This is a genomic window from Novosphingobium album (ex Liu et al. 2023) (assembly GCF_029076845.1).
In the GTDB taxonomy this organism is placed as follows: domain Bacteria; phylum Pseudomonadota; class Alphaproteobacteria; order Sphingomonadales; family Sphingomonadaceae; genus Novosphingobium.
The window spans coordinates 17,825-44,149 of record NZ_JARESE010000010.1 but is presented as its reverse complement, the minus strand read 5'-3'; the positions used below and the strand labels follow the sequence as shown (position 1 = coordinate 44,149).

Genomic DNA, 26,325 nt, shown 5'->3' with positions numbered 1-26,325 from the left:
CGGCCAAGGAAAGCCAGTATCGCAAGATCAAGCAGGTCAAGCAGGCGAAGCCGATGCAGCGCGTGGTCCGCCAGGCCGCCGCGCCGCGCACGACCAAGCGGGTGCGCAAGATCATCAAGCGCACCTGCTGCGAACAGCCGCAGATGGCGATGGTGCCGCTGCCCCCGCCCTATATCCCGCCCGCGCCGCAACCCATGGCGGGCGGCGGTGGCGGCGGCGTGCCGATCGTGATCGGCGGCGGCCCGCTCGGCGGTTTCGGCGGCGGCTTCTTCGGGGGCTTCTTCGGCGGCGGCGGCAGTGGCGGCGGCAATGTCGTCATCACTTCGACCAGCAGCGGCGGCATCACCTCCACCACCTCTTCGGGTGGCTCGTCGACTTCGACCGGCGGCTCCTCGACGTCTTCGGGTGGGTCCTCGACCTCCTCGGGCGGTTCGTCCACCTCGACCGGCGGGATCACCTCGACGACGTCGAGCGGCGGCTCGTCGACCTCGACGGGCGGCATGACCTCGACCACGACCACCGGCGGCATCAGTTCGACCACCTCGACCAGCTCGGGCAACGTGTCGACCTCCACCGGCGGCGTCTCGACCTCGACGGGTGGTGTTTCCACCTCGACCGGCGGTGTCTCCACCTCGTCGGGCAATGTCTCGACCTCGACGGGCGGCGTGACCAGCTCTTCGGGCAATGTCACCAGCAGCTCGTCGTCGTCTTCGTCCTCGTCGTCTTCCAGCTCCTCGTCCTCGTCGAGTTCGTCTTCCAGCTCGTCGAGCGGCGGTTCGAGCGGCAAGCCGGGGCATGGTTCCAGTTCGGGCGGCTCGGGTTCATCCTCATCGGGCTCGTCGTCGTCGGGGTCTTCCTCGTCCGGCTCCTCGTCCTCGGGCTCCTCATCCTCAGGATCGTCCAGCGGCTCCAGTTCGTCTTCGTCTTCCAGCTCCTCATCCTCGTCGTCGTCGAGCTCCAGCAGTTCGTCTTCGGGCGGCACCAGCACCTCGGGCGGCCCGCCGACCGACGTTCCGGCCCCGCCGATGCTCATCCTGTTCGGTGCCGCCGCCGCCACCGTGGTCGGCCGCCGCCGGCTGACGCGCCGCAAGGACGACTGACAGCCTTAGTGCAAGCTCCCCTGGAACCGGGAGTGAGGGCGACGCGGCCGCGTCGCCCTTTTTTTGTGCGATTGCGGGGCGTAGGCACGACTGTGCGGGGCGCGCCGCCGGGCTTGCCATCCACACGCTCGCCAAAACAAAAGCCCCGCCACGCCTTGCGGCGGGCGGGGCCTCGTTTGCCGTCAGCGGCCGGGGCGGATCAGGCCGCCAGCTTGCGCAGCACGTATTGCAGGATGCCGCCGTTCATGAAGTATTCGACCTCGTTGGCGGTATCGATGCGGCACAGCGCGGTGAAGGTGAACGTCGAGCCATCGGGCCGGGTCACTTCGACCTCGACGTCCTGGCGCGGCTTCAGGCTGGCGACGCCCCGGATGGTGAAGCTGTCATCGCCGGTCAGGCCCAGCGAATGGCGCGTGTCGCCGTCCTTGAACTGCAGCGGCAGCACACCCATGCCGACCAGGTTCGAACGGTGGATACGCTCGAAGCTCTCGACAATCACCACGCGCACGCCCAGCAGGCTGGTGCCCTTGGCCGCCCAGTCGCGCGAGGAGCCGGTGCCGTATTCCTTGCCGGCGATCACCACCAGCGGCGTACCCAGTTCCTTGTACTTCATCGCCACGTCGTAGATCGGCAGGGCCTCGCCGCCGAAGCGGCTCATGCCGCCTTCGATGCCGGGGACCATCTCGTTCTTGATGCGGATATTGGCGAACGTGCCGCGCATCATCACTTCGTGGTGGCCACGGCGCGAACCGTAGGAGTTGAAGTCCGCCTTGGCGACCTGGTGCTCCATCAGCCACTTGCCGGCCGGGCTGTCCGCCTTGATCGAGCCGGCCGGCGAGATGTGGTCGGTGGTGATCGAATCGCCCAGGATGGCAAGCGGCCTGGCCTCGATGATGTCGCTCACCGGGGCCGGGGTCATCTCCATGCCCTCGAAGTAGGGCGGGTTGGCGACATAGGTCGATCCCGCGCGCCACTGGTAGGTTTCCGAGCCGGTGACGTTGATCGCCTGCCAGTGCTTGTCGCCCTTGTAGACGTCGGCATAGCGGGCCTGGAACATCGCGCGGTCCATGCAGGTGGCCATGGTCTCGGCGACTTCCAGGTTGGTCGGCCAGATGTCCTTGAGATAGACGTCCTGCCCGCTGGTGCTCTGGCCGATCGGCGTGGTGGTGAAGTCCTCGATCACCGTGCCTTTGAGCGCATAGGCGACGACCAGCGGCGGCGAGGCGAGGAAGTTGGCGCGCACGTCGGGGCTGACGCGGCCTTCGAAGTTGCGGTTGCCCGAGATCACCGCGGCGGCGACCAGGCCGTTCTCGTTGATCGCCTTGCTGATCGGCTCGGCCAGCGGGCCGGAATTGCCGATGCAGGTGGTGCAGCCATAGCCGACCAGGTTGAAGCCGATATTGTCGAGGTGCGACTGCAGCCCGGCCTTTTCCAGATAGTCGGTGACGACTTGCGAGCCCGGCGCCAGCGAGGTCTTGACCCAGGGCTTGGGCTTGAGGCCGAAGGCATCGGCCTTCTTGGCGACGAGGCCGGCGGCGACCAGCACGCTGGGGTTGGAGGTGTTGGTGCACGAGGTGATCGCGGCGATCATCACGTCACCGTCACCGATGTCGAAGTCCTTGCCTTCGACCGGAACGCGCGACTGCGCCTTCTTGTAGGTCTCGGCCATGTCCTTGTTGAACACGTCGTCGACCTCGGGCAGCGCCACCCAGTCCTGCGGGCGCTTGGGGCCGGCCAGCGAGGGAACGACGGTCGCCAGGTCGAGTTCGAGCACCGAGGAGAAAACCGGCTCGGGCGCGCCCGGCTCCATCCAGAAGCCCTGCTCCCTGGCATAGGCTTCGACCAGCGCGATCTGGTCTTCCTCGCGGCCGGTGAGGCGCAAGTAATCGAGCGTCTTGTCGTCGATGCCGAAGAACCCGCAGGTCGCGCCGTATTCGGGCGCCATGTTGGCCAGCGTGGCGCGGTCTGCCAGGCTGAGCGAGGCAAGGCCGGGGCCATAGTATTCGACGAAGCGGCCGACCACGCCGTGCTTGCGCAGCATCGATGTGCAGGTGAGCACGAGGTCGGTGGCGGTGACGCCTTCCTTGAGCTCGCCGGTCAGCTTGAAGCCGACCACTTCGGGGATCAGCATCGAGACCGGCTGGCCCAGCATCGCCGCTTCCGCCTCGATCCCGCCGACGCCCCAGCCCAGCACGCCCAGGCCATTGACCATGGTGGTGTGGCTGTCGGTGCCCACGCAAGTGTCGGGATAAGCGACGGTGACGCCGCTCTGGTCGGTGCTGGTCCACACGGTCTGGGCGATGTTCTCCAGGTTCACCTGGTGGCAGATGCCCGTGCCCGGCGGCACCGCGTAGAAGTTCGCCAGCGACTTCGATCCCCACTTGAGGAAGTCATAGCGTTCCATGTTGCGGTGGTATTCGATCTCGACGTTCTGCTCGAACGCCTTGGGGTGGCCGAACTCGTCCACCATCACCGAGTGGTCGATCACCAGGTTGACCGGGACCAGCGGGTTGATCTTGCTGGTATCGCCGCCCAGCGTGGCGATGGCATCGCGCATCGCGGCCAGATCGACCACGCAAGGCACGCCGGTGAAGTCCTGCAGCAGCACGCGCGCGGGGCGATACTGGATCTCGTCACCCGTGACGGGGTTCTTCTGCCAGTCGGCGAGCGCCTGGATGTCGGCGGTGGAAACGGTGAAGCCGCCATCCTCGAAGCGGAGCAGGTTTTCCAGCAGGACCTTCATCGAGAAAGGCAGGCGCGAGATATCGCCGATCTTCTCCGCGGCCTTCTTCAGCGAGTAATAGGCGACTTCCTTGCCGCCCACGGTCATGGTGCTGCGAGTGCCGAGCGTGTCCTGTCCGACCTGCGTCATACGGGCATTTCCCCTTCGTGATTGTGCCTGTTGCCATGCGGGCGCGGTTGCCCGCGCTGCATGTGCGAAATAGCGGGATTCGTCGGCTCCGCCGATGCGCGTTCGGCGCCTTCAGGTCAAGGGTGCGGGCCTATGCGATGACGTGTTCGAGGTGCTTTTCGGGCCGCGAACGGGCGGCCAGGGCGCATCCCGCGACGATCAGCACCGCGCCCGCGACCGTTCCCGTGTCGATCCTTTCGCCGAACAGCAGCCAGCCGAACAGCGCCGCCCACAGGAAGCCGCTATATTCGATGGGCATCAGCGCCTGCGCCTCGGCGCGGGCATAGCCCCAGGCCAGGAACAGCAGCGCCAGCGTGGCCAGCACCGCACCCGCCAGGATCGCGCGCAGCGCGGCGGCATCGGGCCAAACCAGCAGCCAGGGCGCGAAGCCCAGCAGGATCAACGCCGTCAGCAGGTTCTGGAACAGCGTCACTTCCACCGGCCCCGCCAGCAGCGCCTGCTTGCGCTGGAGCACCAGGTTCACGGCATAGAACAGCGCCGAGACCAGGATCGCGGCGGTGCCCAGCGCGGTCTCGCGATCGAGTTCGCCCGCGCCGAAGCGGCCGGCGGCGATCACGATCACTCCGGCGATGCCCAGCAGCGAGGCGAGGATCGCGCCGGGCCGGATCGTTTCGCCCAGCATCGCCGCCGCGAAATAAAGCGCCACGAGCGGGGCGATGAAGGAAATGGCGATGCCTTCGGCCATCGGGATGCGCACCAGGCCATAGAAGAACAGCGCCGCCATGCAGGCCGTCACCGCCGAGCGCTGGAGATGGACCCGCAGCACCGTGGGCGAGGGCAGGCGGCGGCTCGTCGCCAGCCAGGCGGGCAGAATCAGCAGCGTGCCGCCGGCATTGCGCAGCAGCAGCGCGGTGTAGACGCCGGTCTGGAGCGCGGCGCTTTTCATCGCGGCGTCCATCGCGCTGAACGTCGCGATGCCGATCACGACCGCCACGAAGGGCGCGAATCGTCTCTCCCGGATCATGCCCCGGCCATAGAGCGCGGGCCGCCGCTTGGCACGCGGCATCCCGTTTTCGCCGGGCGGTCCCGTGCCTTCTCCGCAGGGCCGGCTGTTGTTCGCGCGCGGCGGAAAGTGACGCATCCGCGCCGCAGTGTGGCGGCGATTCAGCTTGGCGAAAGGAGGATGGCTTGATGAAGGCAAGCCATAAGGGCTAATCAGGGTTGGACCGGTCGCGGCCGGAGATCATCCGGCATGTGGAGGGAAATCGGGTTTCGGCCATGACACAGGGTTTGCGTGAAATGATGCGGTTCGGCGTTTTTCCGGCGCTGGTGGCGCTGGCCGGCCAGCCGGCCCTGGCCCAGTCGATCGAGCCGCAAGTGCCCGCCGACAACTGGCCGGCCCCCGCCGCGCAGCCATCGCCCGCGCCGACCTCGCCCGCGCCGAATCAGGCGGTGGCGCAGCAGCCCTTGCCGGTGTTCGAATCGGTCATGGCCTGGCCGGTGAAGGACGCGCGCGATCTGCTCGCGGTGATCGAGGGGATCGGCGCCGAAGGGCTGGCCCCTGCCGATTACCGTCCCGATGCCTTGCGCGCCGCGATCGCCAAGGGGGAGGGCCCCGATCTTGACGATGTCGCCAGCAAGTCGTTCTCGTGGCTGGTCGAGGACTTGCGCGATGGGCGCACGCCGATGACGGCGCGCGTACAGTGGTTCGCGGTCGATCCCGATCAGGACGACATGCCCACGGCGCAGATCATGGCGCAGGCCCTGTCGGACCATGACGTGGCCGGCGTGGTCGACAAGCTGGCGCCGACGGTTCCCGATTACGCCACGCTCAAGCAGGCGCTGGCCGAAACCCCCGCCGCCGACAAGGCGACGCGCGCGCTGATCCGCGCCAACATGGATCGCTGGCGCTGGCTCAAGCGCGATCTGGGCGAAGTCTACCTGTTGACCAACGTGCCCGAATTCCAGCTTCGCCTCACGGTGAAGAACCGCATCATCCGTTCGTACCGCACGGTCGTCGGCAAGCCGGGCCGCACCGCCACGCCGCAGTTGGCCGAAACGGTGACGGCGGTGGTGTTCAACCCGACCTGGACGGTGCCGCAGTCGATCGTCAAGGGCGAAGGGCTGGGCGCGCGGGTGCTGGGCAGTCCGGGCTGGGCGGCGGCCAACGGTTACAAGGGCACGCGCAACGCCGATGGCACGATCACCGTGGTGCAGCAGCCGGGGCCGAACAACGCGCTGGGGCTGATGAAGATCGACATGCCCAATCCGCACGCGATCTATCTGCACGACACGCCTTCGAAGAGCTATTTCAACGCCGATGTGCGCGCGTTCAGCCACGGCTGCATCCGCACCGAGCGCGCGGTGGAGCTGGGCATGACCATGGCGATCCTGGGCGCGCAGATGCCGGCCGAGGACGCGGCGGATATTTCGCGCTCGGGCAAGTATACCAAGGTGGAAATGACGCGGACCTTCCCGGTCTATATCGGTTATTTCACCATGGCCCGTTCGATCGACGGCGAGCTGAGGAAGTTCGGTGATATCTATGGGCGCGACAAGCCGGTGCTGGCCAGCTTCGCTGCCCCGCGCCAGCTCAAGACCACCCAGCGCAAGAGTGACGAAGCGATCATCGAACTCGACAACCCGTTCTGATCCGGCCAGTTTGATCCGGCCGATCAGGCCCCCCGGCCCGCCTTGCGGGAGAGGGGGCCTGACGTGAACCTCAGCGCGGCGTCAGCTTGAGGTTCAGCGATTCGAGGCCACGGATGATGTAGCTTGGTTCATAGGCCAGCTCGCGGCTGGTGCCGGCGCCGTGGATCGCGGTATCGAGTTCGATGTGCGAGGTGTGCTCGAAGAAGCGCTCGAAGATCACGCGGATTTCGACACGGGCCAGCGGCGCGCCGATGCAGGTGTGCGCGCCCCGGCCGAAGCCCAGGTGCTCCTTGATCCTGGGGCGGTTGATGATCAGCTCTGACGGATTGTCCCAGCGGCGCGGATCGCGGTTGGCGGCGGCAAGGCCGACCACGACCGGCGTGCCGGCCTTGATCTCCATGTCGCCGATCCGGGTGTCGCGCTTGGCCAGGCGGAACGTGCCCTTGGTCGAGCCTTCCAGGCGCAGCACTTCCTCCAGGAACGGGGCGATCAGCGTGGTGTCCGCGCGCAGCCGGGCCTGCAGCGCCGGATCGTCGATGACGAAGCGCATCGCGTTGCCCAGCAGCTTGGCGCTGGTGTCCTGCCCGGCGGCGAACAGGAACATCGCCGCCTTGACCACTTCGAGCATGTCGGGCGTGGCGCCGTCGGGGAACTTCGCGTTGGCCAGCTCGCTCAGCACGTCATCGGTGGGGTTGGCGCGGCGGGCCTGGACATAATCCATGAAGTAGGCGCCCATGAACATCAGCGCGGGGCTGGCCTGGACGGCGCTGGCATTGTCGAGGTCGCCGGCGGGCGGGCCGGAATCGATCACTTCGCGGAACTTCTCGCGATCGCCTTCGGGCACGCCGAGCAGGTCGGCGATCACCAGCGTGACGTAAGGCGTGGCGATCTGGTTGATCAGCTCGCAGCCGCCGCTCGCCACCGCCTCGCGCACGAGCTGGTCGGCGTAGTCCTCCATGAACTCCTCGTTGGCCTTGAGGCGCGAGGGAATGAACAGCCGGTTGAGCAGCGAGCGCGCGTCGGAATGGCGCTTGCCGTCATAGTTCACCAGCAGGCTGGTCAGCGACATCGGGTCGAACGCGGCTTCGATCTGGTCGCTGATGTCGCTGCCCTCGGGCTTGAACGGCAGCGGCGCGACCGGGCCAAGCGCCGCGATGGAGGACGAGAAGTCATCGGTGTTGAGCAGGATCTCGGTCGATTCGTCGAAGCCGGTGACGAACACGATCTTGCCGCCGGCGGGGCGATGGACCGGCCCCTTGGCGCGCAGGGCCTCGAAATAGGCGTAAGGATCGCGGAGGATGGAATGGTCGGTGAAGTAGTCCCGCTCCACGAGCGGCGGTTCGGCTGCGGTTGCCACGATCGGTCTCCCCGGTGTTCTGGCTTTTGGTGATACACTGTATATCATAAATAGCCGGGCTTGCCAGTCAATGCCATCCACGAACCGGCCGGGCGCAGCGCGGCGGCGATCAGCCGGCTGGCCGGGCTTGCTCCGCCCGTCGCTCGGCCCCACCTTGGGCAAGAGCCGCCAGCCAAGAGGACGCAACATGACCGAGAAGCCGAGCACCGAGAGCCAGATCGAGGCCGCCACCAGCCGGGTGATCGACCTGGAGGCAGAGCTTGAAGCCGCCGGCAACGCCACGACCGAGGGAGAGGCGCTGGCCCGCGTGCGCGCGATCCTGCACCAATGGGTCGATACCGTGACGGCCGTGGTCGCGACGCCGGGTGTCGGGCGCGTCGTGCTGATCCATGACAATGGCCGCGAATCGCGCATCGCCTCGCCCGATCTGCCGTTCCTGCTGGCCGTTCCCGTCACTCACGGCGCCCGCGCCGGAGAGGGCTGAGGCGGCTCGGCCGGGCTTGCCGCCGCGAGTTCCGGTTTGCTTATGTAGCAAGCGTTTGGTAAGTCACTCGCGAAGGCTCCGCGAGCGGGCCATACGGGAGATCGGGAACCATGGCCGAAGCCGATACCATCGACATCAACCGCGAGATCGCGGCCGAACCGCGCGTGGCCGATTATGTGGTTGATGCCGACGTGCACGTCACGCCGCCACCCACGTTCTGGGCGGAATACCTCTCGCCCCGTTTCCGCGAGCTTGCGCCCAGGGTGGAAAGCGAGGGCGAATACGACTTCATCATGTTCGAAGGCACGCGCCGCCCGGTGAACCTGATGCAATCGCAAGCCGGCCGCGCGTTCGACCAGTACAAGAACGCCGGCAAGCTTTCCGACATGCGCGTGGGCGGCTGGATGCCGCAAAGGCGCCTTGACGACATGGACCGCGACGGCATCGACAAGGCCATCGTCTTCGGCGGCGGTCCGCTTTCGACGGGCAGCCTGGAACTCTATCTCGACAGCTTCGATGCGTTCAACCGCTGGCAATCGGATTTCTGCGCCGATTCGAACGGCCGGATGTTCGGCGTTGCCTTCCTCACCACGGTCGATGTCGAGCAGACGATCGCCGGGATGCGCGCGGCCCGGGCGCGCGGCGACGTCGCGGTGAACCTGCCCGCCTTCCCCCAGTCGCTGAGCCAGTTCACCAAGGAAGGCTCGGTCTGGCAGGCGATGACCGGCGATCCCGACGGCACGCGCCAGTATCGCGATCCCGAGTTCGATCCGCTTTGGGCCGCCGCCGTCGATCTCGACATGCCGATCACCTTTCACCTGGGCGCGCGCGTCTCGCGCTACAAGGACAAGACCAATTTCCTGCCCGACGTGGTGATGGGCAAGCCGGCCATGCTCGAACCGCCCGCGATCATGATCTATGGCGGGGTGTTCGATCGCTTTCCGCGCTTGCGCCTGGGCCTGATCGAATCGGGCGTGGGCTGGATTCCCTGGGCCTGCGAATACATGGACCGCACCTGGCATATGCAGCGGCACTGGACCGGCTGCGCGATCAAACACCCGCCCAGCCACTATTTCGACCAGAACATCTATGCCTCGTTCATTTCCGATCCGGTCGGCGTGGAACTGCGCCACAAGCCGGGCGGCCGGAACATCATGTGGTCGTCCGACTATCCGCATTCGGAAACGACGTTTCCGCATTCCCACCGGGCGATCGCGGAGAACTTCCGCGGCGTGCCCACGGCGGAGCGCGATTGGATCCTGGCCGGCTGCGCCGAGAAGTTCTTCGGGCTGGGCCAGGCCCGGTTGCCTGGTGGCCTAGGGCGGAATGGCGATCGGCCCTAGTGCTGGCGGATCACCGCGAGGAAGGCTTCACCATAGGCATCGAGCTTGCGCGCGCCGATGCCGCCGATCTCGCCCAGTTCGGCCAGGGACGTGGGATGCGCGGCGGCCATTTCGCGCAAGGTCGAATCGTGGAAGATGACATAGGGCGGCACGCCGGCCTCCTGCGCCAGATCGCGGCGCAGCGCGCGCAGCGCCTCGAACAGCGGATCGCCCACCGGGTTGGCGCTGTCGCCCCCGGCGCTGCCGCGCTGGCGCTTGCGCCGTTCGGGCTTGGGCGGCACCACGATCCGCACTTCGGCCTCGCCTTTCAGGATCGCGCGCGAATCGCCGCCGAGGGCAAGGCCGCCGTGCTCGGTGGGCACCAGGCTGCCGCGCGCCTGCAAGGCGCGGGCCAGCGGCTTGAGCAGCGGCTGCTCATCGGCATCGACAATGCCGAAGACCGATAGCGCATCGTGCCCGCGCTGGATCACCCGGTCGTCCGACTGGCCGGTCAGCACTTTTTCCACATGCCCCAGGCCAAAGCTCTGCCCGGTGCGGTAGACCGCCGAAAGCAGCTTCTGCGCCAGCCGCGTCACATCGAGCACGCCAACCGGCTCCAGGCAATTGTCGCAATTGCCGCAAGTCGCCAGCGGGTTCTCGCCGAAATGGCGCAGCAGGATGGCGCGGCGGCATTCGGCCGTCTCGACCAGCGTGGCCAGCGCGTCGAGCCGCGCCCGCTCGGCATTGCGGCGGTGCTCCTCCACCTCGCCGAGCCGCTGGCGCGCGCGGGCGAAATCGTCCGCGCCCCAGAACATCACCGCCACTGACGGATCGCCGTCACGCCCGGCGCGGCCGGTTTCCTGGTAATAGGCCTCGATCGACTTGGGGATGCCGGCATGGGCGACGAAGCGCACGTCGGGCTTGTCGATGCCCATGCCGAAAGCCACCGTCGCGACCATGACCATGTCCTCGGACGCGACGAAGGCGGCCTGGTTGCGCGCGCGCGTCTCCGGCGAGAGGCCGGCATGATACGGCAGCACGCGCCGTCCGCCCGCGCCCAGCGCCTCGGCAAGCTGCTCCACGCGCGCGCGGGTGGGCGCATAGATGATGCCGGGGCCCGGCTGCTCGTCGAGCAGCGCCTTCAATTGCCGCATGGCATTGTCGCGCGGGCGGATGGCATAGCGGATGTTCGGCCGGTCGAACCCGGCGACGATCAGCCCCTCTTCGGGAATGCCCAGCTGTGCCAGGATATCGGCGCGGGTGTGCCGGTCGGCCGTGGCGGTAAGCGCCAGGCGCGGCACGTGCCCGAAGCTGTCGAGCAGCGGGCGCAGCAGGCGATAGTCGGGGCGGAAATCGTGGCCCCATTCGGAAACGCAATGCGCCTCGTCGATGGCGAAAAGGCTGATCGGGGCCCGCGTCAGCAGCTCGCGGAAATGCGGCTGGCTGGCGCGTTCGGGTGCGACATAGAGCAAGTCCAGCTCGCCCGCGCGGAAGCGGTCGATCGTCTGCTCGCGATCGGCATCGGCGCTGGTCAGCGTCGCGGCGCGGATGCCGTTGGCCGTGGCCGCGCGCAACTGGTCATGCATCAGCGCGATCAGTGGGCTGACGACGACGCAGGTGCCTGGCAGCATCACCGCCGGCAACTGATAGGTCAGCGATTTGCCCGCGCCGGTCGGCATGACCGCCAGCGTCGATCGCCCGGCCAGCACGCGGGCGACCACGTCCTGCTGCACGCCGCGAAACGCGGAGAAGCCGAACGTCGCATGCAAGGCCTCGCGCGCGGCGGCCAGCGCGTCGGCATGATCGGGCAGCAGGTCGGCGGGAAGGGGGTCGAAAGCGTCCACGGGCCGCGCTTATGGCAGATCGCGGCGGCAAGGGAAAATCGCCCGAGGGGTGTTTGCGCCGATTTCTCCCCGGCGAGCCCCCGCTTGCTTGCCGGCCGGTGGCGGCTGTCTATAGTCAACTTCGCGATGGACCAGAGAAAGCAAGGCGAGGACGCGATGACGGCAGGCGGGCCCAGAGTGGCGGTGGTGACCGGGGCAAGTTCGGGGATCGGCAAGGAAACCGCCAAGGCGCTGGCCGCGCGGGGCTGGCGCGTAATCGCGTCGGGCCGCGACGCCGATCGCTGCGCGGCGGCCGAGGCCGAGATCCGCGCGGCGGCGAGCGGGGCCGAGGTGGAGTTCCTGCGCGCCGACCTGTCGCTGCTGGCCGATGCCCGGCGGCTGGCGGACGAGATCGCCGCCCGCACCGACCGGGTCGACGTGCTGGTCAACAACGCCGGCGGCATGGCCAGCGCGCTGGTGATGACCGACGAAGGCTATGAAGGGAACTTCGCGGCGAATTTCCTCGGCCCGTTCGTGCTGACCGAACGCCTGCTGCCGCTGCTGCGCGCCGCCGCGAAGGACGCGCCGGCAGGCGCAGTGCGGATCATCAACACCGCCTCGGACGCGAGCGAGATGATCCCCTCGGTCAATTTCGCGGACCTGCAGAACCTGGGCAACTGGAGTTCGGGCGCGGCCTATTGCAGCGGCAAGCTGGCCAACGTGCTCCATGCCCGGGCGCTGGCGGGCCGGCTGGCCGACGATGGCATCGTCGCCCATGCGGTACACCCCGGCACGGTCGACAGCAATTTCTTCAGCCATACGCCGGACCATGTGCGCGATGCCTATGGCGACGCGCCCAAGCTGACCAATGCCGAAGGGGCGGACACGCTGATCTGGCTGGCGACGGCCGACGCGCCGGGCCGGTCGAGCGGCGGATACTGGCACCAGCGCGCGCCCCGCGCGCCCAATCCCCATGTCGATGATCCGGCCTATGTCGCGCGGTTCTGGGACGAGGCGGAAAAGCTGGTCAAAAGCCCCGCGCAGATCGCCTGACCGCGCGCGCCACCCCGGCCGCCGGGCAGGGTGTGCGCTAAATCACGTCGCGCCGGTGGACTTCGCCACAGCGCGGTTTCCCTGGGGGTTCCATAAGGGCGGTGTCCGGGGCGCATGAGGCATTCCGGGCGGTACCTGAGCCACCGGGAGTACGATCATGGAACCCCTTGCAGGCCTGTTGTTCGGCGTCATCGCACAGCCTCTCGCCCTGGGCGCGGCCGCGGCCAGCCCCGATTGCAGCCGGTCCTACCGGCGCGCGCCGGGCAGGGGGGATACCGCGCTTCCGTTCAGGATGTATCCGCATCGCCAGGGATTGTGACCGGCGCCCGCCGCCGGCACGCAAAAAGGAATTTCACCATGTCCGCGTTCGTTTTTCGCAGCAGCCGTCCGCACGAATCGATCCTGCCGCGTGCGCACCGCGATGCGCACCAGCGCTATCTGACTTATGGCCCGATCGTGCCGATGGATTCGCGCCCTGGCCTGATCGAGCGTATTTTCGGTCGCGCGGCCTGACAGGGCGGCTGGCGGCACCTCGCTTCCGCCGCGCCCACCGGATTGCCACGGGGATCGCGCCGATCCGGCCCGGGTTCGATTTCCCGCGCGCCGGGATCGCGCGTAGCATCGCCGCCGCCCCCGCGAGTCGCTGCTCGCGGGTTCATCATGGGAGGGCAACAGGCATGGCGGGCAACCCGAATTATCCGATCTCGACCGCTGCGGTAAGCTGGTTCGACAGCAGCAACGCGCTGCATATCCGGGTCTACTCGACCGACGGCTATGAGGTGACCGAGCGCTGCAACGACGGCCAGGGCTGGCAGACGGGCCAGTTCAACAAGCCGGGCGGCGCGGTTTCGGCCATTTGCTGGACCGCGAGCGACGGCGAGCACATCCGCGTCTATTGCACTTACGAGGACAAGACGACCGAATGGTGCTGCGATCCGGCCACCGGCTGGACGCAGGGAACCTACACGCCCTTCTGACGCGCCGGGCGGGTCAGTCCAGGTTGGGCCGCAGCCAGCGTTCGGCGGTCGGCAGGTCGACGCCGCGCCGCCGCGCGTAGTCCTCCAGCTGGTCCCGTCCAATCCGCGCGACGCCGAAATACTGGCTTTCGGGATGGGCGAAATAGAAGCCCGAGACCGCCGAGGTCGGCAGCATCGCCTGGCTTTCGGTCAGGGTGATGCCGGCGTTGTCCTGCGCCTTCAGCAGATCGAACAGGATGGGCTTGAGCGAATGGTCGGGGCAGGCCGGATAGCCCGGCGCGGGGCGGATGCCGCGATATTCCTCGCGGATCAGCGCTTCGTTGGTCAATTGCTCGCCCGGCGCATAGCCCCATAGCGTGGTGCGCACATGCTGGTGCAGCCGTTCGGCGAAAGCCTCGGCGAAGCGATCGGCCAGCGCCTTGAGCAGGATGTCGGAGTAATCGTCGTGGTTCGCCTGGAACCGCGCGAGATGCGGGTCGATGCCGTGGATGCCGACGGCGAAGCCGCCCAGCCAGTCGCTCTCGGTGTCGATGAAGTCCGCGAGGCAGAAATTGGCGCGGCCCCGGCTCTTCTTGAACTGCTGGCGCAGGAAGGGCACGCGGACCGCTTCCTCCCCAAGCTCGTCTTGGGGAGGGGGACCGCCCGCGAAGCGGGTGGTGGAGGGGGGGCGGCCGGAAATTCCCCCTCCACCATGCTTCGCATGGTCCCCCTCCCCGAGCGAGCTCGGGGAGGAATGCAGGATCACGTCATCCCCCTCGCGGTGGCAGGGCCAGAAGCCGCAGACGGCCCTGGCGGTCAGCCATTTCTCGGCAACGATGCGGTCGAGCATCGCCTGCGCGTCGGCGAACAGGCCGCGCGCGCTTTCGCCGACGACTTCGTCCTCCAGGATCGCGGGATAGGTGCCCGCCAGTTCCCAGGCGCGGAAGAAGGGAGTCCAGTCGAAGATCGCGCGCAAGTCGGCCAGATCCCAGTCCTCAAACACGTGCAGGCCCGGCTGCGCGGGGGCCGGCGGCTTGTCTGCCATGTCGGGCTGGAAGGCGTTGGCGCGCGCCTCGGCGAGCGGTAGCAGGTCCGACTGGCCCTTGCCCTCGCGCGCCTCGCGCACTTTGGCATAGTCGATCGCCACCGAGGACTTGAACCCGTCCGCCTGCGTGTCGGACAGGAGCTGCGAGGCGACGCCGACCGCGCGGCTGGCGTCGAGCACGTGGATCACCGGGCCTTCGTAAGCCGGGTCGATGCGCAGCGCGGTGTGCACCTTGCTGGTGGTCGCCCCGCCGATCAGCAGCGGGATGGTCATGTCGGCGCGCTGCATTTCCTCGGCCACCGTGACCATCTCGTCGAGCGAGGGGGTGATGAGGCCGGACAGGCCGATGATGTCCGCCTGGTTCTCGTTCGCCGCCTGCAGGATCGTCGCCCAGGGGACCATGACGCCCAGGTCGATCACTTCATAGCCGTTGCACTGTAGGACCACCCCGACGATGTTCTTGCCGATGTCGTGGACGTCGCCCTTGACCGTGGCCATGACGATGCGGCCCTTGGCCCTGGCGCCCGGCTCCTTCAGTGCCTCGATATAGGGAATAAGGTGGGCGACCGCCTTCTTCATCACCCGCGCGGACTTGACCACTTGCGGCAGGAACATCTTGCCCGATCCGAACAGGTCGCCGACCACGTTCATCCCGTCCATCAGCGGGCCTTCGATCACCTCGATCGGGCGGGCCGCCAGCTGGCGCGCTTCCTCGGTATCGGCGACGATATGCGCGTCGATCCCCCGGACCAGGGCGTGTTCGAGCCGCCTGGTCACGTCCCAGCCGCGCCATTCCTCGGCGGCCTTCTCGGCGACGACGTCCTTGCCCTTGAAGCTTTCGGCAAGCTCGATCAGCCGTTCGGTGGCCGTCGGCTCGCCATCGGGCACGTCCTGCCCGCGGTTGAGGATGACGTCCTCGCAGGCCTCGCGCAGCACCGGGTCGATCTGGTCGTAGATCTCCAGTTGCCCGGCGTTGACGATGGCCATGTCGAGCCCGGCGGGAATGGCATGGTAGAGGAACACCGAATGCATCGCCCGGCGGACGATCTCGTTGCCCCGGAAGCTGAAGGACAGATTGCTGAGGCCGCCCGAAAAATGGACATGCGGGCACAGTTCGCGAATTTCCCGCACGGCCTCGATGAAGTCGACCCCGTAATTGTTGTGCTCCTCGATACCGGTGGCGACGGCGAAGACGTTGGGATCGAAGATGATGTCCTCGGGCGGGAAGCCGATGTCGGTCAGGAGCTTGTAGGCGCGCGTGCAGATCTCGATCTTGCGCGCCTTGGTATCGGCCTGCCCGGCCTCGTCGAAGGCCATGACGACGACGGCGGCGCCATAATCCATGCACTTGCGCGCGGCTTCGAGGAACGGCGCCTCGCCTTCCTTCATCGAGATCGAATTGACGATCGGCTTGCCGGAAACGCATTTCAGCCCCGCCTCGATCACGTCCCACCTGGAACTGTCGATCATCACCGGCACGCGGGCGATATCGGGCTCGGCGGCGATCAGCTTGAGGAAGGTGGTCATCGCGAGAGTCGCGTCGAGCAGGCCCTCGTCCATGTTGACGTCGATCACTTGCGCGCCGTTCTCAACCTGCTGGCGCGCGACCTCGACCGCCGCCGGATAATCGCCCGCCATGACGAGCTTCTTGAATTTCGCCGAGCCGGTGACGTTGGTGCGCTCGCCGATATTGACGAAGCGGGCGGAGGACTGGGTGTTCATTGCTGACTCCCTCTCCCCTTGACGGGAGAGGGCCGGGGAGAGGGGGCGTCCTCGAGCCGGCCTGGATATGATGCGATGCGAAGAGACGATCCCCTCTCCCTGATCTGCTCCCCTTCAGGGGAGCGGGAACTCATGCCGCCATGATGAACGGCTCCAGCCCGGCGAGCCGCGTCACCGGCTCCAGCACCGGCAGCTTGCGCGGCGGCAGGCCGGCGACCGCCTTCGCCATCGCCGCGATATGCGCGGGCGTGGAGCCGCAGCAGCCGCCCAGGATATTGACTTGCCCCGCCTCGGCCCATTCCTTCACCAGCGCCGCCGTCGTTTCGGGCAACTCGTCATAGGCGCCCAGTTCGTTGGGCAGGCCGGCGTTGGGATAGACCATGATCAGCGTGTCGGCGATCTCGGAGAGCGCCTTGACATGCGGGCGAAGCTGGGTCGCGCCGAACGAGCAGTTGAGCCCGACCGTCACGGGTCTGGCGTGCCGCACCGCGTGCCAGAAGGCTTCGACCGTGTGGCCCGACAGGTTGCGGCCCGAAAGGTCGGTCAGCGTCATCGACAGCATGATCGGCACTTCGCGGCCCAGCTCGTGCTCCAGCCGCTTGACCGCCATCACGCCCGCCTTGGCGTTCAGCGTATCGAACACCGTCTCGATCAGGATGAAGTCCACCCCGCCTTCGACCAGCGCGGCCGCCTGCTCGTGATAGACGTCGACCAGCGTATCCCAGTCGATCTCGCGATAGCCCGGATCGTTGACGTCGGGCGAAAGCGAGAGCGTCTTGTTGGTCGGGCCGATCGCCCCGGCGACGAACCTTGGCCGGCCATCCTTGGTCTGAAACTCGTCGGCGATGCGCCGCGCCAGTTGCGCCGAGGCAAGGTTGATCTCGCGCACCAGATGCTCGGCCGCATAGTCGGCCTGGCTGATGCGGTTGGCCGAGAAGGTATTGGTCTCGGCGATGTCCGCGCCCGCCGCGAAATAGGCGCGGTGGATCGCCTCGGGCACTTCGGGCCTCGTCAGCGCGAGGATATCGTTGTTGCCCTTCTGGTCCTTGGCCAGGCCAAGGTCGCCGGCATAGTCGGCCTCGGACAGCTTCCAGCCCTGGATCTCGGTGCCGAAGGCGCCATCGGTGATGAGGATGCGCCTGGCGGCCTCGGCGTTCAGGCGTTCACGAGCGCTCATGCGGCAATCTCCCTGGGGCGGCGGCCGAGCAGGTGGCAGATGGCATAGGCCTGCTCGGCCTTGTTGAGCGTATAGAAATGGAAATCGCGCACGCCGCCTTCATAGAGCCGGCGGCACTGGTCGGCGGCGACGACGGCGGAGACCAGCCCGCGTGGGCCGGGGCGCTCGTCCAGCCCTTCGAACATGTGCGTCATCCAGTCCGGGATCTCGGTATTGGCCGACATGCGGCGGATCGCGGCGAAGCTCGTCACCGGCATGATGCCCGGCAGGATCGGCGCGGTGATTCCGGCGGCGAGCGCCTTGTCGAGGAAGCGGAAATAGGCGTCGGTCGAAAAGAAGAACTGGGTGATCGCCCGGCTCGCCCCGGCATCGAGCTTGCGCTTGAGGTTGTCGAGGTCCGCCTCGGCGCTCGCCGCCTCGGGGTGGACTTCGGGATAAGCGGCGACCGAGACTTCGAAATCGTGCTGGCGCTTCAGCCCCAGCACCAGATCGGCCGCGCTGGCATAGCCCTGGGGATGCGGGACGAAGCGGCCGGCATCCACGGCGGGCGGATCGCCGCGCAGCGCGACGATGTGGCGCACGCCCGCGTCCCAGTATTGCTGGGCGACTTCGGCGATCTCATCCTGGCTCGCGGCCACGCAGGTCAGGTGCGCGGCGGGCAGCAGCGTGGTTTCGGCCACGATCCGCGCGACCGTGGCATGGGTGCGCTCACGCGTGGAGCCGCCCGCGCCGTAAGTCACCGAGACGAAGCTGGGCGCCAGGGGGGCAAGCTGGGTGATCGCATCCCACAGCTGCGCTTCCATCTTCTCCGTCTTGGGCGGGAAGAACTCGAAGGAAATGCGGATGTCTCCCGGCAGTCCCGCGAACAGCGGCGAATCGGGAACTCCGGCGGCGAAGAACGTCATGGGTGCGCGACCTCTCCTGTTGCGGCGTCCTTGCGCAGGGGCGCCGGGCCGCGCTGGCGGCGGCCTGTCCATATCTTGACGGTCAGCGGCTTGCCGACCAGCGCCACCGGCGGGTTCGCGGCGAAGCCGGCCTCGCTGAGCAGCGCCAGCATCTGCTCGTCGGAAAAGCCGAGGCGGGCATGGGCATGGGCGCTGCGCAGTTCCTCGCGATCGTGCGCGGCGAAATCGACCACGGCGATCCGTCCACCCTCGCGCGTGACGCGCGCCGCTTCGCCCAGCACGGTTTCCGGGGCCTGGGCATAGTGCAGCACCTGGTGGAACAGCACCGTGTCGAACGCGGCTTCGGCGAAAGGCAGCGCGGTGAAATCGCCCTGGACAAGGTCGATCTTGTCCGAAGGCAGGGCTTGCAGCCGGGCGCGGGCGATGCGCAGCATTTCCGGGCTCTTGTCGAGCGCGGTGACGCGGTTGGCCCGCGCGGCGAAAAGTTCGGCCATGCGGCCGGTGCCGGTGCCGACATCGAGCAGCGCGCCCAGCGAGCCGGACTTGCCTTCGCCCTGCAGCGCTTCGGCCAGCGCCGCCTCGACCGGCCCGTCGGCGCTGTGCAGCGATCGCAGCGTGTCCCACTGGTCGGCATGGCGGGCGAAATAGGCCTGCGCGCTCGCCTCGCGCGCGGCGCGGATCGCGGCGAGATGGCGCCGGTCCTCGCCGCAGCGGGCGGCGAAGCCGGCATCGTCGCGCTCGGCCAGCGTCAGCAGCCGGGCGGCGGCCGCGCCCAGCGGCGGGGCGCTGTCCTCGCCGATGGCGCTGCGCAGGAAGACCCAGCTGCCTTCCTTGCGCCGTTCCGCCAAGCCGGCGTCGCACAGGATGCGGACATGGCGCGAGACCCTGGGCTGGCTCTGCCCGAGCACTTGCGCAAGCTCGCCCACGGCCAGCTCCATGTGGGCCAGCAGACGCATGATCCGCAGCCTCGTCGGATCGGACAGCGCCCGGAAAAGTGGGTCAATTCGCATGGGAGTGGGATATAAAGATATCTTTATATCATCGCAACCCCTAGCATTTCCGAGGATTTTGTCCCCCTTTAATGGGGTTTACGGCAAGCCATGCTCTGGTCTACACAGTAGGCGCAGGCTTGCCTGCAAGCGTTGGCGCCTGCGCCAAACATTGCAAGGGGATTCGCATGAAGAAGATTGCTTACGCCGCATTTGCGTCGGCCGCTGCTCTGGCTCTCGCTGCTTGCGGCAGCTCGGAGACCGCTACCGAGGATACCGCGACCGACAGCGCCGAGACGGTGGCTGAAGAAACCTTGGCTGCCGATCCGATGGCAACCGAAGACGCCACGAGCGCCGAAGCCACTGCGGCTGCGTCCGAAGCGGCGATGTAATCTGGACGGGGGCGCGGCCGGCGCGTTTCGCTTCCGGCCCGCCCCCGCTCAATCGGCTGCGGTCGCCCGTTGATCCGGGGGCCGGCAGTGACGTCGCGCAAGCCTTCCCCCATCGGGAGGGTTTTTTGTTTGCATGACAGTTGGACAGGCGGCATCACGCCGTCATGCCCGACACGCTGAAGATCACACTCGCGCAGCTCAACCAGTCTGTCGGCGATATCGCCGGCAACGCGCAGGGCGTGCTGGCTGCCCGGGAACGGGCCCGCGGGTCAGACCTGGTGGTCTTTCCCGAACTCCACCTGATCGGCTATCCGCCCGAGGATCTGATCCTCAAGCCCTCGCTGATCGAGCGGGCGGCGGCCGAACTCCAGAACCTGGCGCGGGCCAGCGCTTCGGACGGGCCGGCGATGCTGGTCGGTTCGGTCTTCGTGCTCGACGGGGCGCTGCACAACGGTGTCGCGCTGCTCGATCAGGGCAAGGTCGCGGCCGTGCGGCTCAAGCACGAGCTGCCCAATTACGGCACTTTCGACGAGATGCGGCTGTTCCAGCCCGGCCCCCTGCCGGAGCCGGTGGTGCTGCGCGGCACGATGATCGGCGTGCCCATCTGCGAGGATATCTGGCGGCCCGAAGTCTGCCGCCATCTGGCCGATTTCGGCGCCGAGATGTTCGTGTGCATCAACGGCAGCCCTTACGAGATCAACAAGGACGCGTTGCGCATCGAAGGCGTGGCCAAGCGCCGCGCGGTCGATACCGGGCTGCCGCTGGCCTATCTCAACCGCGTCGGCGGGCAGGACGAGCTGGTGTTCGATGGCGCCAGCTTCGTGGTCAACGGCGATGGCGCGCTGGCCGTGCAGATGCGCGACTGGGAAGAGCAGGAAGTCCAGACGAGCTGGACCAAGACCGCGCAGGGCTGGCGCTGCGATCGCGGCGAGCTGCACACGCTGGCCGATCATCCCGAGGACATCTACTGCGCCATGGTGCTGGCGCTGCGTGACTATGTCGATCGCAATGGCTTTCCCGGCGTGGTGCTGGGGCTTTCGGGCGGGATCGACAGCGCCGCCTGCGCCGCCATCGCGGTGGACGCGCTGGGGCCGGACCGGGTCTGGGCGGTCATGCTGCCGTCGCGCTTCACCAGCCAGGAAAGCCTCGACGATGCGCGCGCCTGTGCCGAGGCGCTGGGCTGCCGCTACACCGTGATGCCGATCGCCCCGGCCGTCACGGGCATGGAAGCGATGCTGGCCGAAAGCTTTGCCGGCACGAATCGCGACCTGACCGAAGAGAACCTGCAATCGCGCATCCGCGGGCTGGGGCTCATGGCGCTGTCGAACAAGTTCGGGCCGATGCTGATGACCACCGGCAACAAGAGCGAGATGAGCGTCGGCTATGCGACGATCTATGGCGACATGGCCGGCGGCTACAATCCGCTCAAGGATGCCTACAAGATGACCGTGTTCGCCATCTCGCGCTGGCGCAACCGGGCGCGGCCGCGCATTGGGCTGGGCCCCGGCGGCGTGGTGATCCCGGAGAACATCCTGGCCAAGCCGCCCACGGCCGAACTGCGCGAGAACCAGAAGGACGCGGATTCGCTGCCGCCCTACGAAGTGCTCGATCCGATCCTGCTGGGCCTGGTGGAGCACGACAAGAGTGTCGAGCAGCTCGTCACCGAAGGGTTCGAGCGCGAGACCGTGCAGCGCATCGAACGCCTGCTCCACCTTGCCGAATACAAGCGCCGCCAGGCCCCGCCGGGCGTGAAGCTGACCGCGCGGAACTTCGGCCGCGACCGCCGCTATCCGATCACGCACGCGTTCCGCAGTGGCTGACAGAGCGGCGGCGAAGCGCTAACGGCGCAGGCCATGACTGTCACCACCCGCTTCGCGCCTTCGCCCACCGGCCATCTCCATGTCGGCAATATCCGCACGGCGCTGCACAACTGGCTGCTGGCGAGGCAAGCGGGCGGGCGGTTCCTGCTGCGGATCGACGATACCGATGCCGAACGCAGCCGCGAGGACTATGTCGCGGCGATCCGCGCCGATCTTGCCTGGCTGGGCCTGGACCACGATGGCGAGGAGCGGCAATCGGCGCGGTTCGGCGTTTACGAGGCGCAGTTCGCCCGGCTCGAGGCGGCGGGCCGGGTCTATCCCTGCTGGGAAACCCCGCAGGAGCTGGAGCTGAAGCGCAAGGTCCGGCTCGGGCGCGGGTTGCCGCCGATCTATGACCGCGCGGCGCTGGCGCTGAGCGCGCAGGAGAAGGCGGCGAAGCTGGCCGCCGGCGAAAAGCCGCATTGGCGCTTCCTGCTGGACCATGCCAGCCCGATCGCCTGGGATGACGGCATCAGGGGGCCGCAGCGGTTCGATGCGGCGCAGATGTCCGATCCGGTGGTGTGCCGCGCCGACGGATCGTGGCTCTACATGCTGCCTTCGGTGATCGACGATGTCGATATGGGCGTCACCGATATCCTGCGCGGCGAGGATCACGTTTCCAACACGGCGGCGCAAGTGCAGATGTTCGAGGCGCTGGGCGCGCCGGTGCCGCGCTTCGCGCACGAGGCGCTGCTGGTCGGCACCGAAGGCAAGCTGTCGAAGCGGCTGGGCTCGCTGGGCGCGGCGCATTTCCGCGAGAGCGGGATCGAGCCGCATGCCCTGGTGGCGCTGCTGGCGCGGCTGGGAACGTCCGATCCGGTCGATCCCGCGCTCGATGTCGAGGCGCTGGCGGCAAGCTTCGCGCTTGCGCACTTCGGCCGCGCGCCGGCCCGGTTCGACGATGCCGAGCTGGAGCGGATCAACGCCGCCGTCGTCCACGCCCTGCCTTTCGCCGAAGTCGCCGCGCGGCTGCCGGCCGGCATGGACGCGGCCGCCTGGGAAGCGATCCGGCCGAACCTCGCGCGCGTCTCCGAAGCGGCGGACTGGTGGCGCGTGGTCACAGGCCCGATCGCGCCGCCGGCCTGCGACGCGGAAACGCGGGCCTATCTCGCGCAAGCGGCCGACGCGATAGAGGCGGGGGAGTGGGGCGATGATCCCTGGCACGCGCTGACCGGCACGCTCAAGGCGGCGACGGGACGCAAGGGCAAGGCGCTGTTCCTGCCGCTGCGCCAGGCGCTCACAGGCCGCGATCACGGCCCGGACATGGGAGCGCTGCTGCCGCTGATCGGCCGGGAAGCGGCGGTGGCCCGGTTGCGAGCGGCGGGTTCGGCGGACCAAAGCCCTAGATGATCAGCTCGGTCGGTGCCATTGGCGCGCTGACATAGCCCGCGAGCATCCGCAGCGCCTGCACCAGCCCGTCGCGATCGAGCACGCCGCCCAGCGAGATCCTGAGCGCCTTCTCGCCCCCCGGCGTGACGGCGAAGCGGTCTGACGGCACGGCTGACAGCCCCCGCTGGCCCAGCGCGGCGGCAAGGTCATGCGGCTGGGATTCTCCGGGCAGCGGCAACCACAGGTGATAGCCTTGCGGATGCGCGGCATAGCGGCCTTCGGGCAGGATCACGCGGACTTGCTGCTGGCGCCAGGCGGCTTCCTGGCGCGTGGCGGCGGTCAGGCGACCGAACAGCCCGCTTGCCACCCAGGCCGAGACCATGGCGGCGTTGAGCGGGGGTGCCATCACGCCGCTTTCCTGCAGCGCGCCGATCAGTTGCAGCGCTTCGGCGATGCCCGGCGCCCGGACGAAGCCGACGCGCAGCGCGGGCGAGATGATCTTGGAGGTGCTGGCGATGTACCATGTGCGATCGGGCGCGAAGCGGGCGATGGGCGGCAAGGGCGCATCGGCCAGCAAGCCATAGGCATCGTCCTCGATGATGCACAGCCCCGCGCCTTGCGCGAAGGCGGCCAGGGCCGCGCGTTCCCCGGCCTCGATCGTCGCGGTGGTGGGGTTGTCGTTGCCGGGCACCACGTAGAGCGCGCGCAGCGGCGCGGCGCGGTGCGCTTCGGCCAAGGCGGCGGCGCCCATCGTCGCCAGCGGTACCAGCGTCACGCCCAGCCGCCGCGCCACGGCCCGAAAGCCGGGATAGAGGAAGCGCCCGCAAGCCACCCGGTCGCCGGGGCGCAGGATGGTCTGGGCTACGCCGTGCAGCGCGTTCTGCCCGCCGGCCGTCACCACCACCTGCTCGGGCGAGGTGTCGAGCCCCAGGGCGGCGAGCACTTGCCCTCCGGCTGCACGATCGCCGGGCTCGCCGCCGGGGCGCTGGTATTGCAGCCGGGCGATCGCGCCGGAGCGGGCCAGATCGTCGCAGGCGCGGGCCATGGCCTCTTGCAGCAATCCGCCGGGCGGCACCGGGGGATTGTTCATCGTCGCGTCGAACTGCGCGGGCGCCGCCACCGCGCCGCCGGAGCCCGCGCGCACGAAGCTGCCCGCGCGGCCGCGCGCCTCGATCAGCCCGCGCTGGCGGGCCAGTTCGTAAGCGCGGGTAACGGTCGTCAGGTCGACATCGAGCCGCGCGGCCAGATCCCGCTGCGGCGGCAGGCGATCGCCATGGCGCAGCGCGCCCCGATCCACCGCGGCCGCCAGCGCATCGGCGATGGCCCGGTACTTCGGGCCGGGATTTCGGGAAATGTCCGCAAGCCAGGCATCAACCATCGGGATGATCGTCGGCCTCCTGCCGTTCGCGCAAGTTGAGCTTGGCCCAGAGCTGCTCGGTGCCCGCCTCCTGCGCCTTGTTCACATATTGCGAGGCGACAAGCCAGCCCTTGATCCATTGCAGCGGCAGCACGCAGCCCGCCACCATCAGCGGCACCGAGACGATCAGGTGCACCCAGAACGGCGGCTCGAACGCCACTTGCAGCCAGACGACGAAGAAGGTCAGCGGGAAGGCGATGATGCACAGCGAGAAAAAAGCCGGCCCGTCGTCCGGCGAGGCGAACTGGTAGTTCAGGCCGCAGGCGGGGCAGTGATCGGCCAGCTTGAGCCATTTGCGGAACATGCTGGCCCTGCCGCAGCGGGGGCACAGGCCATGCCACCCGGTCCAGATTATCCAGCGCAGCTTCTCACCTTCGGCGGGTTCTTGCATTGAATCACATCCATGCATATTGTGATGCATATAGCCGTACATAATGCACGCCTATCTGTCCAGAGATTCGCGGATAATCGGCAGAAGGCGCAAAATTCGCTACGGCGTGAGCCGGGCATGGTTCCTCAGGATGCGGACAGAATGATGCAGGATACCATACAAACTCCCGCTCCGGCCCCGCCCGAACTGGCCGAGGCGCGCGGCTTCGCCGCCGCGCTCCTGCGGCGGAACGGCCGGGCGGATCTTGCCGCGATGGTGCTGCGCGGCGATGGCGATGATTTTCCCGAAGTCGAGGCTGCCCGCGCGGTCACGCTGGGCCACGCCGCGCGCCTCGCCCGGCTGGAGGAAGCGCTACGGCTCTATGCCGATCCCGACTTCTGGGAAGACAGCCACGGCGCCGGCTCGCTGGCCACCCACGACGCGGGCGAGATGGCGCGCAACGTCCTGGCCGGCCGGCCGCCGTTCTATCACCGGGATTGACGGCCCCCTTTTGTCCGAGACGCGCCGAGGGGGGCTGGAGTCGGCTTGGAAATGCGCGGAAGAGCGCATTTCGTTACGGCACCAGCCCGCTCCCCCACCCGGCCTTCCATCAAGTATACTTCCGTGGGAGGCAGGGTGGGGGAGCAGGCTGGTGCCGCCATGCGCCTTTCGGCGCATGACCAAACCGAATCTTACTCCATGAACCAGCCGTGGCTTGCCACCAGCGACTGGCCGGTGAGCGCGTTGGTTTCGAACGCGGCGAAGAACAGGGCGACTTCGGCGATGTCATCGACGGTGGTGAACTCACCATCGACGGTCTGGCCCAGCATCACCTTGCGCACCACTTCCTCTTCGGAAATGCCCAGTTCCCTGGCCTGTTCGGGAATCTGCTTGTCCACCAGCGGCGTGCGCACGAAGCCCGGACAGATCACGTTGGAGCGCACGCCCCTGGCGCCGCCTTCCTTGGCGATCACGCGCGCGAGGCCGAGCAACCCGTGCTTGGCGGTGACATAGGCGCTCTTGAGCGGGCTGGCTTCCTTCGAATGGACCGAGCCCATGAAGATGATCGAGCCCGAACCCTTGGCGTACATGTGCGGCAGCACCGCCTTGGAGGTGAGGAAGGCGCCGTCGAGGTGGATCGCCAGCATCTTCTTCCAGTCGGCGAAAGCGAAGTTCTCCAGCGGATTGACGATCTGGATGCCCGCGTTCGACACCAGCACGTCGACCCCGCCCCAGGCGTCGATCACATGCTGCACGCCGGCGTTCACCTGCTCCTCGCTGGTCACGTCCATGGCGATGGCGAGCGCGGCGGTGCCGAACCTGGCGGTGATGTCATCGGCCGCCTTCTGCGCGGCATCGATATTGAGATCGGCGATGGCGACCTTGGCGCCTTCGGAGGCATAGCGGTGGGCGATGGCGTTGCCGATGCCGCTGGCGGCGCCGGTGACGATGCAGACCTTGTCCTTGAGCTTCATGGGGCTTTTCTCCTTGGGTGGCCTGC

The 26,325-nt window shown here is 67.9% G+C and carries 22 protein-coding genes; 10 read left to right on the top strand and 12 right to left on the bottom strand.

Translation table 11 applies throughout. The annotated features are described in order from the left end of the window. Window positions 1-169: 169 nt before the first annotated feature. From PYV00_RS03310 to PYV00_RS03300, 3 genes are all read right to left on the bottom strand, one after another. Window positions 170-1,090: a hypothetical protein gene (locus PYV00_RS03310; RefSeq protein WP_275226828.1), complete on the bottom strand. Its 921-nt coding sequence runs from the start codon at window positions 1,088-1,090 to the stop codon at window positions 170-172. A 209-nt stretch (window positions 1,091-1,299) separates the two neighbouring features. Further along, window positions 1,300-3,972: an aconitate hydratase AcnA gene (acnA, locus tag PYV00_RS03305; RefSeq protein ID WP_275226827.1), complete on the bottom strand. Its 2,673-nt coding sequence runs from the start codon at window positions 3,970-3,972 to the stop codon at window positions 1,300-1,302. A gap of 130 nt (window positions 3,973-4,102) precedes the next feature. Further along, entirely contained in the window at window positions 4,103-5,113 is a 1,011-nt protein-coding gene (locus PYV00_RS03300) for a DMT family transporter (protein WP_342803792.1), read from the bottom strand. Between the two features lie 137 nt (window positions 5,114-5,250). Here PYV00_RS03300 and PYV00_RS03295 point away from each other — a divergent pair, with 137 nt between their 5' ends. Further along, window positions 5,251-6,624 carry a L,D-transpeptidase family protein gene (locus PYV00_RS03295; protein WP_275226826.1) on the top strand — a complete coding sequence of 458 codons (1,374 nt, stop codon included), beginning with the start codon at window positions 5,251-5,253 and terminating at the stop codon, window positions 6,622-6,624. 70 nt (window positions 6,625-6,694) lie between these two features. On the opposite strand, the gene PYV00_RS03290 is transcribed toward PYV00_RS03295, so the two are convergent. Next, window positions 6,695-7,981, bottom strand: a complete 1,287-nt coding sequence (locus PYV00_RS03290) for a cytochrome P450 (protein ID WP_275226825.1) — start codon at window positions 7,979-7,981, stop codon at window positions 6,695-6,697. A gap of 187 nt (window positions 7,982-8,168) precedes the next feature. On the opposite strand from PYV00_RS03290, the gene PYV00_RS03285 reads away from it, so the two are divergent. Continuing rightward, window positions 8,169-8,465, top strand: a complete 297-nt coding sequence (locus PYV00_RS03285) for a hypothetical protein (protein ID WP_275226824.1) — start codon at window positions 8,169-8,171, stop codon at window positions 8,463-8,465. Window positions 8,466-8,575: 110 nt separating this feature from the next. Further along, on the top strand, window positions 8,576-9,808 hold the full coding sequence (locus tag PYV00_RS03280) for an amidohydrolase family protein (protein ID WP_275226823.1): 1,233 nt from the start codon (window positions 8,576-8,578) through the stop codon (window positions 9,806-9,808). Here the strand turns inward: PYV00_RS03280 and recQ are convergent. After that, window positions 9,805-11,631 carry a DNA helicase RecQ gene (gene recQ / locus PYV00_RS03275; RefSeq protein ID WP_428981605.1) on the bottom strand — a complete coding sequence of 609 codons (1,827 nt, stop codon included), beginning with the start codon at window positions 11,629-11,631 and terminating at the stop codon, window positions 9,805-9,807. The two genes, PYV00_RS03280 and recQ, sit on opposite strands and share 4 nt — an antisense overlap. A gap of 126 nt (window positions 11,632-11,757) precedes the next feature. Here recQ and PYV00_RS03270 point away from each other — a divergent pair, with 126 nt between their 5' ends. The 3 genes from PYV00_RS03270 to PYV00_RS03260 all read left to right on the top strand — a co-directional run bounded on the left by PYV00_RS03270 (window position 11,758) and on the right by PYV00_RS03260 (window position 13,640). Beyond that, a complete protein-coding gene (locus PYV00_RS03270; protein WP_275226822.1) occupies window positions 11,758-12,663 on the top strand; it encodes an SDR family NAD(P)-dependent oxidoreductase in 906 nt (301 codons plus the stop codon). Window positions 12,664-13,020: 357 nt separating this feature from the next. Then, window positions 13,021-13,176 (top strand): hypothetical protein, encoded by a 156-nt coding sequence (locus PYV00_RS03265; RefSeq protein WP_275226821.1) that lies wholly within the window; start codon window positions 13,021-13,023, stop codon window positions 13,174-13,176. 164 nt (window positions 13,177-13,340) lie between these two features. Beyond that, window positions 13,341-13,640: a hypothetical protein gene (locus tag PYV00_RS03260; protein WP_275226820.1), complete on the top strand. Its 300-nt coding sequence runs from the start codon at window positions 13,341-13,343 to the stop codon at window positions 13,638-13,640. A 13-nt stretch (window positions 13,641-13,653) separates the two neighbouring features. Here PYV00_RS03260 and metH read toward each other — a convergent pair whose 3' ends face one another. The 4 genes from metH to PYV00_RS03240 form a co-directional block, all read right to left on the bottom strand. Further along, window positions 13,654-16,386, bottom strand: coding sequence for a methionine synthase (gene metH / locus PYV00_RS03255; RefSeq protein ID WP_275226819.1), 2,733 nt, complete (start codon window positions 16,384-16,386; stop codon window positions 13,654-13,656). 130 nt (window positions 16,387-16,516) lie between these two features. Next, a complete protein-coding gene (locus PYV00_RS03250) occupies window positions 16,517-17,563 on the bottom strand; it encodes a homocysteine S-methyltransferase family protein (protein WP_275226818.1) in 1,047 nt (348 codons plus the stop codon). Further along, window positions 17,560-18,468, bottom strand: a complete 909-nt coding sequence (gene metF, locus PYV00_RS03245) for a methylenetetrahydrofolate reductase [NAD(P)H] (protein ID WP_275226817.1) — start codon at window positions 18,466-18,468, stop codon at window positions 17,560-17,562. The genes PYV00_RS03250 and metF overlap by 4 nt, the downstream gene beginning before the upstream one ends. Next, on the bottom strand, window positions 18,465-19,478 hold the full coding sequence (locus PYV00_RS03240; RefSeq protein WP_275226816.1) for an ArsR/SmtB family transcription factor: 1,014 nt from the start codon (window positions 19,476-19,478) through the stop codon (window positions 18,465-18,467). Before PYV00_RS03240 ends, metF begins: the two co-directional genes overlap by 4 nt. A gap of 167 nt (window positions 19,479-19,645) precedes the next feature. On the opposite strand from PYV00_RS03240, the gene PYV00_RS03235 reads away from it, so the two are divergent. The 3 genes from PYV00_RS03235 (at window position 19,646) to gltX (ending at window position 23,058) form a co-directional block, all read left to right on the top strand. Continuing rightward, a complete protein-coding gene (locus PYV00_RS03235; RefSeq protein ID WP_275226815.1) occupies window positions 19,646-19,849 on the top strand; it encodes a hypothetical protein in 204 nt (67 codons plus the stop codon). Window positions 19,850-20,013: 164 nt separating this feature from the next. Then, window positions 20,014-21,669 (top strand): NAD+ synthase, encoded by a 1,656-nt coding sequence (locus tag PYV00_RS03230; protein ID WP_275226814.1) that lies wholly within the window; start codon window positions 20,014-20,016, stop codon window positions 21,667-21,669. Window positions 21,670-21,702: 33 nt separating this feature from the next. Next, window positions 21,703-23,058: a glutamate--tRNA ligase gene (gene gltX, locus PYV00_RS03225; protein ID WP_275226813.1), complete on the top strand. Its 1,356-nt coding sequence runs from the start codon at window positions 21,703-21,705 to the stop codon at window positions 23,056-23,058. Here gltX and PYV00_RS03220 read toward each other — a convergent pair. After that, window positions 23,051-24,415, bottom strand: coding sequence for a PLP-dependent aminotransferase family protein (locus PYV00_RS03220; RefSeq protein WP_275226812.1), 1,365 nt, complete (start codon window positions 24,413-24,415; stop codon window positions 23,051-23,053). The two genes, gltX and PYV00_RS03220, sit on opposite strands and share 8 nt — an antisense overlap. Then, window positions 24,408-24,845, bottom strand: a complete 438-nt coding sequence (locus tag PYV00_RS03215; RefSeq protein WP_275226811.1) for a DUF983 domain-containing protein — start codon at window positions 24,843-24,845, stop codon at window positions 24,408-24,410. Before PYV00_RS03215 ends, PYV00_RS03220 begins: the two co-directional genes overlap by 8 nt. A gap of 141 nt (window positions 24,846-24,986) precedes the next feature. Here PYV00_RS03215 and PYV00_RS03210 point away from each other — a divergent pair, with 141 nt between their 5' ends. Next, the gene (locus PYV00_RS03210; RefSeq protein WP_275226810.1) at window positions 24,987-25,325 is read left to right on the top strand and encodes a hypothetical protein; all 339 of its coding nucleotides are present in this window, start codon (window positions 24,987-24,989) and stop codon (window positions 25,323-25,325) included. A 191-nt stretch (window positions 25,326-25,516) separates the two neighbouring features. Here the strand turns inward: PYV00_RS03210 and PYV00_RS03205 are convergent, their stop codons facing one another. After that, window positions 25,517-26,299 carry a 3-hydroxybutyrate dehydrogenase gene (locus PYV00_RS03205; protein ID WP_275226809.1) on the bottom strand — a complete coding sequence of 261 codons (783 nt, stop codon included), beginning with the start codon at window positions 26,297-26,299 and terminating at the stop codon, window positions 25,517-25,519. Window positions 26,300-26,325 lie beyond the last annotated feature (26 nt).

Bases quoted from the DNA above. Each gene is read 5' to 3' on its own strand.
- acnA (WP_275226827.1), bottom strand. From the start codon at position 3,972: ATGACGCAGGTCGGACAGGACACGCTCGGCACTCGCAGCACCATGACC.
- PYV00_RS03300 (WP_342803792.1), bottom strand. From the start codon at position 5,113: ATGCGTCACTTTCCGCCGCGCGCGAACAACAGCCGGCCCTGCGGAGAA.
- PYV00_RS03295 (WP_275226826.1), top strand. From the start codon at position 5,251: ATGACACAGGGTTTGCGTGAAATGATGCGGTTCGGCGTTTTTCCGGCG.
- PYV00_RS03285 (WP_275226824.1), top strand. From the start codon at position 8,169: ATGACCGAGAAGCCGAGCACCGAGAGCCAGATCGAGGCCGCCACCAGC.
- PYV00_RS03280 (WP_275226823.1), top strand. From the start codon at position 8,576: ATGGCCGAAGCCGATACCATCGACATCAACCGCGAGATCGCGGCCGAA.
- PYV00_RS03270 (WP_275226822.1), top strand. From the start codon at position 11,758: ATGGACCAGAGAAAGCAAGGCGAGGACGCGATGACGGCAGGCGGGCCC.
- PYV00_RS03265 (WP_275226821.1), top strand. From the start codon at position 13,021: ATGTCCGCGTTCGTTTTTCGCAGCAGCCGTCCGCACGAATCGATCCTG.
- PYV00_RS03260 (WP_275226820.1), top strand. From the start codon at position 13,341: ATGGCGGGCAACCCGAATTATCCGATCTCGACCGCTGCGGTAAGCTGG.
- metH (WP_275226819.1), bottom strand. From the start codon at position 16,386: ATGAACACCCAGTCCTCCGCCCGCTTCGTCAATATCGGCGAGCGCACC.
- PYV00_RS03250 (WP_275226818.1), bottom strand. From the start codon at position 17,563: ATGAGCGCTCGTGAACGCCTGAACGCCGAGGCCGCCAGGCGCATCCTC.
- metF (WP_275226817.1), bottom strand. From the start codon at position 18,468: ATGACGTTCTTCGCCGCCGGAGTTCCCGATTCGCCGCTGTTCGCGGGA.
- PYV00_RS03240 (WP_275226816.1), bottom strand. From the start codon at position 19,478: ATGCGAATTGACCCACTTTTCCGGGCGCTGTCCGATCCGACGAGGCTG.
- PYV00_RS03235 (WP_275226815.1), top strand. From the start codon at position 19,646: ATGAAGAAGATTGCTTACGCCGCATTTGCGTCGGCCGCTGCTCTGGCT.
- PYV00_RS03230 (WP_275226814.1), top strand. From the start codon at position 20,014: ATGCCCGACACGCTGAAGATCACACTCGCGCAGCTCAACCAGTCTGTC.
- gltX (WP_275226813.1), top strand. From the start codon at position 21,703: ATGACTGTCACCACCCGCTTCGCGCCTTCGCCCACCGGCCATCTCCAT.
- PYV00_RS03220 (WP_275226812.1), bottom strand. From the start codon at position 24,415: ATGGTTGATGCCTGGCTTGCGGACATTTCCCGAAATCCCGGCCCGAAG.
- PYV00_RS03215 (WP_275226811.1), bottom strand. From the start codon at position 24,845: ATGCAAGAACCCGCCGAAGGTGAGAAGCTGCGCTGGATAATCTGGACC.
- PYV00_RS03210 (WP_275226810.1), top strand. From the start codon at position 24,987: ATGATGCAGGATACCATACAAACTCCCGCTCCGGCCCCGCCCGAACTG.
- PYV00_RS03205 (WP_275226809.1), bottom strand. From the start codon at position 26,299: ATGAAGCTCAAGGACAAGGTCTGCATCGTCACCGGCGCCGCCAGCGGC.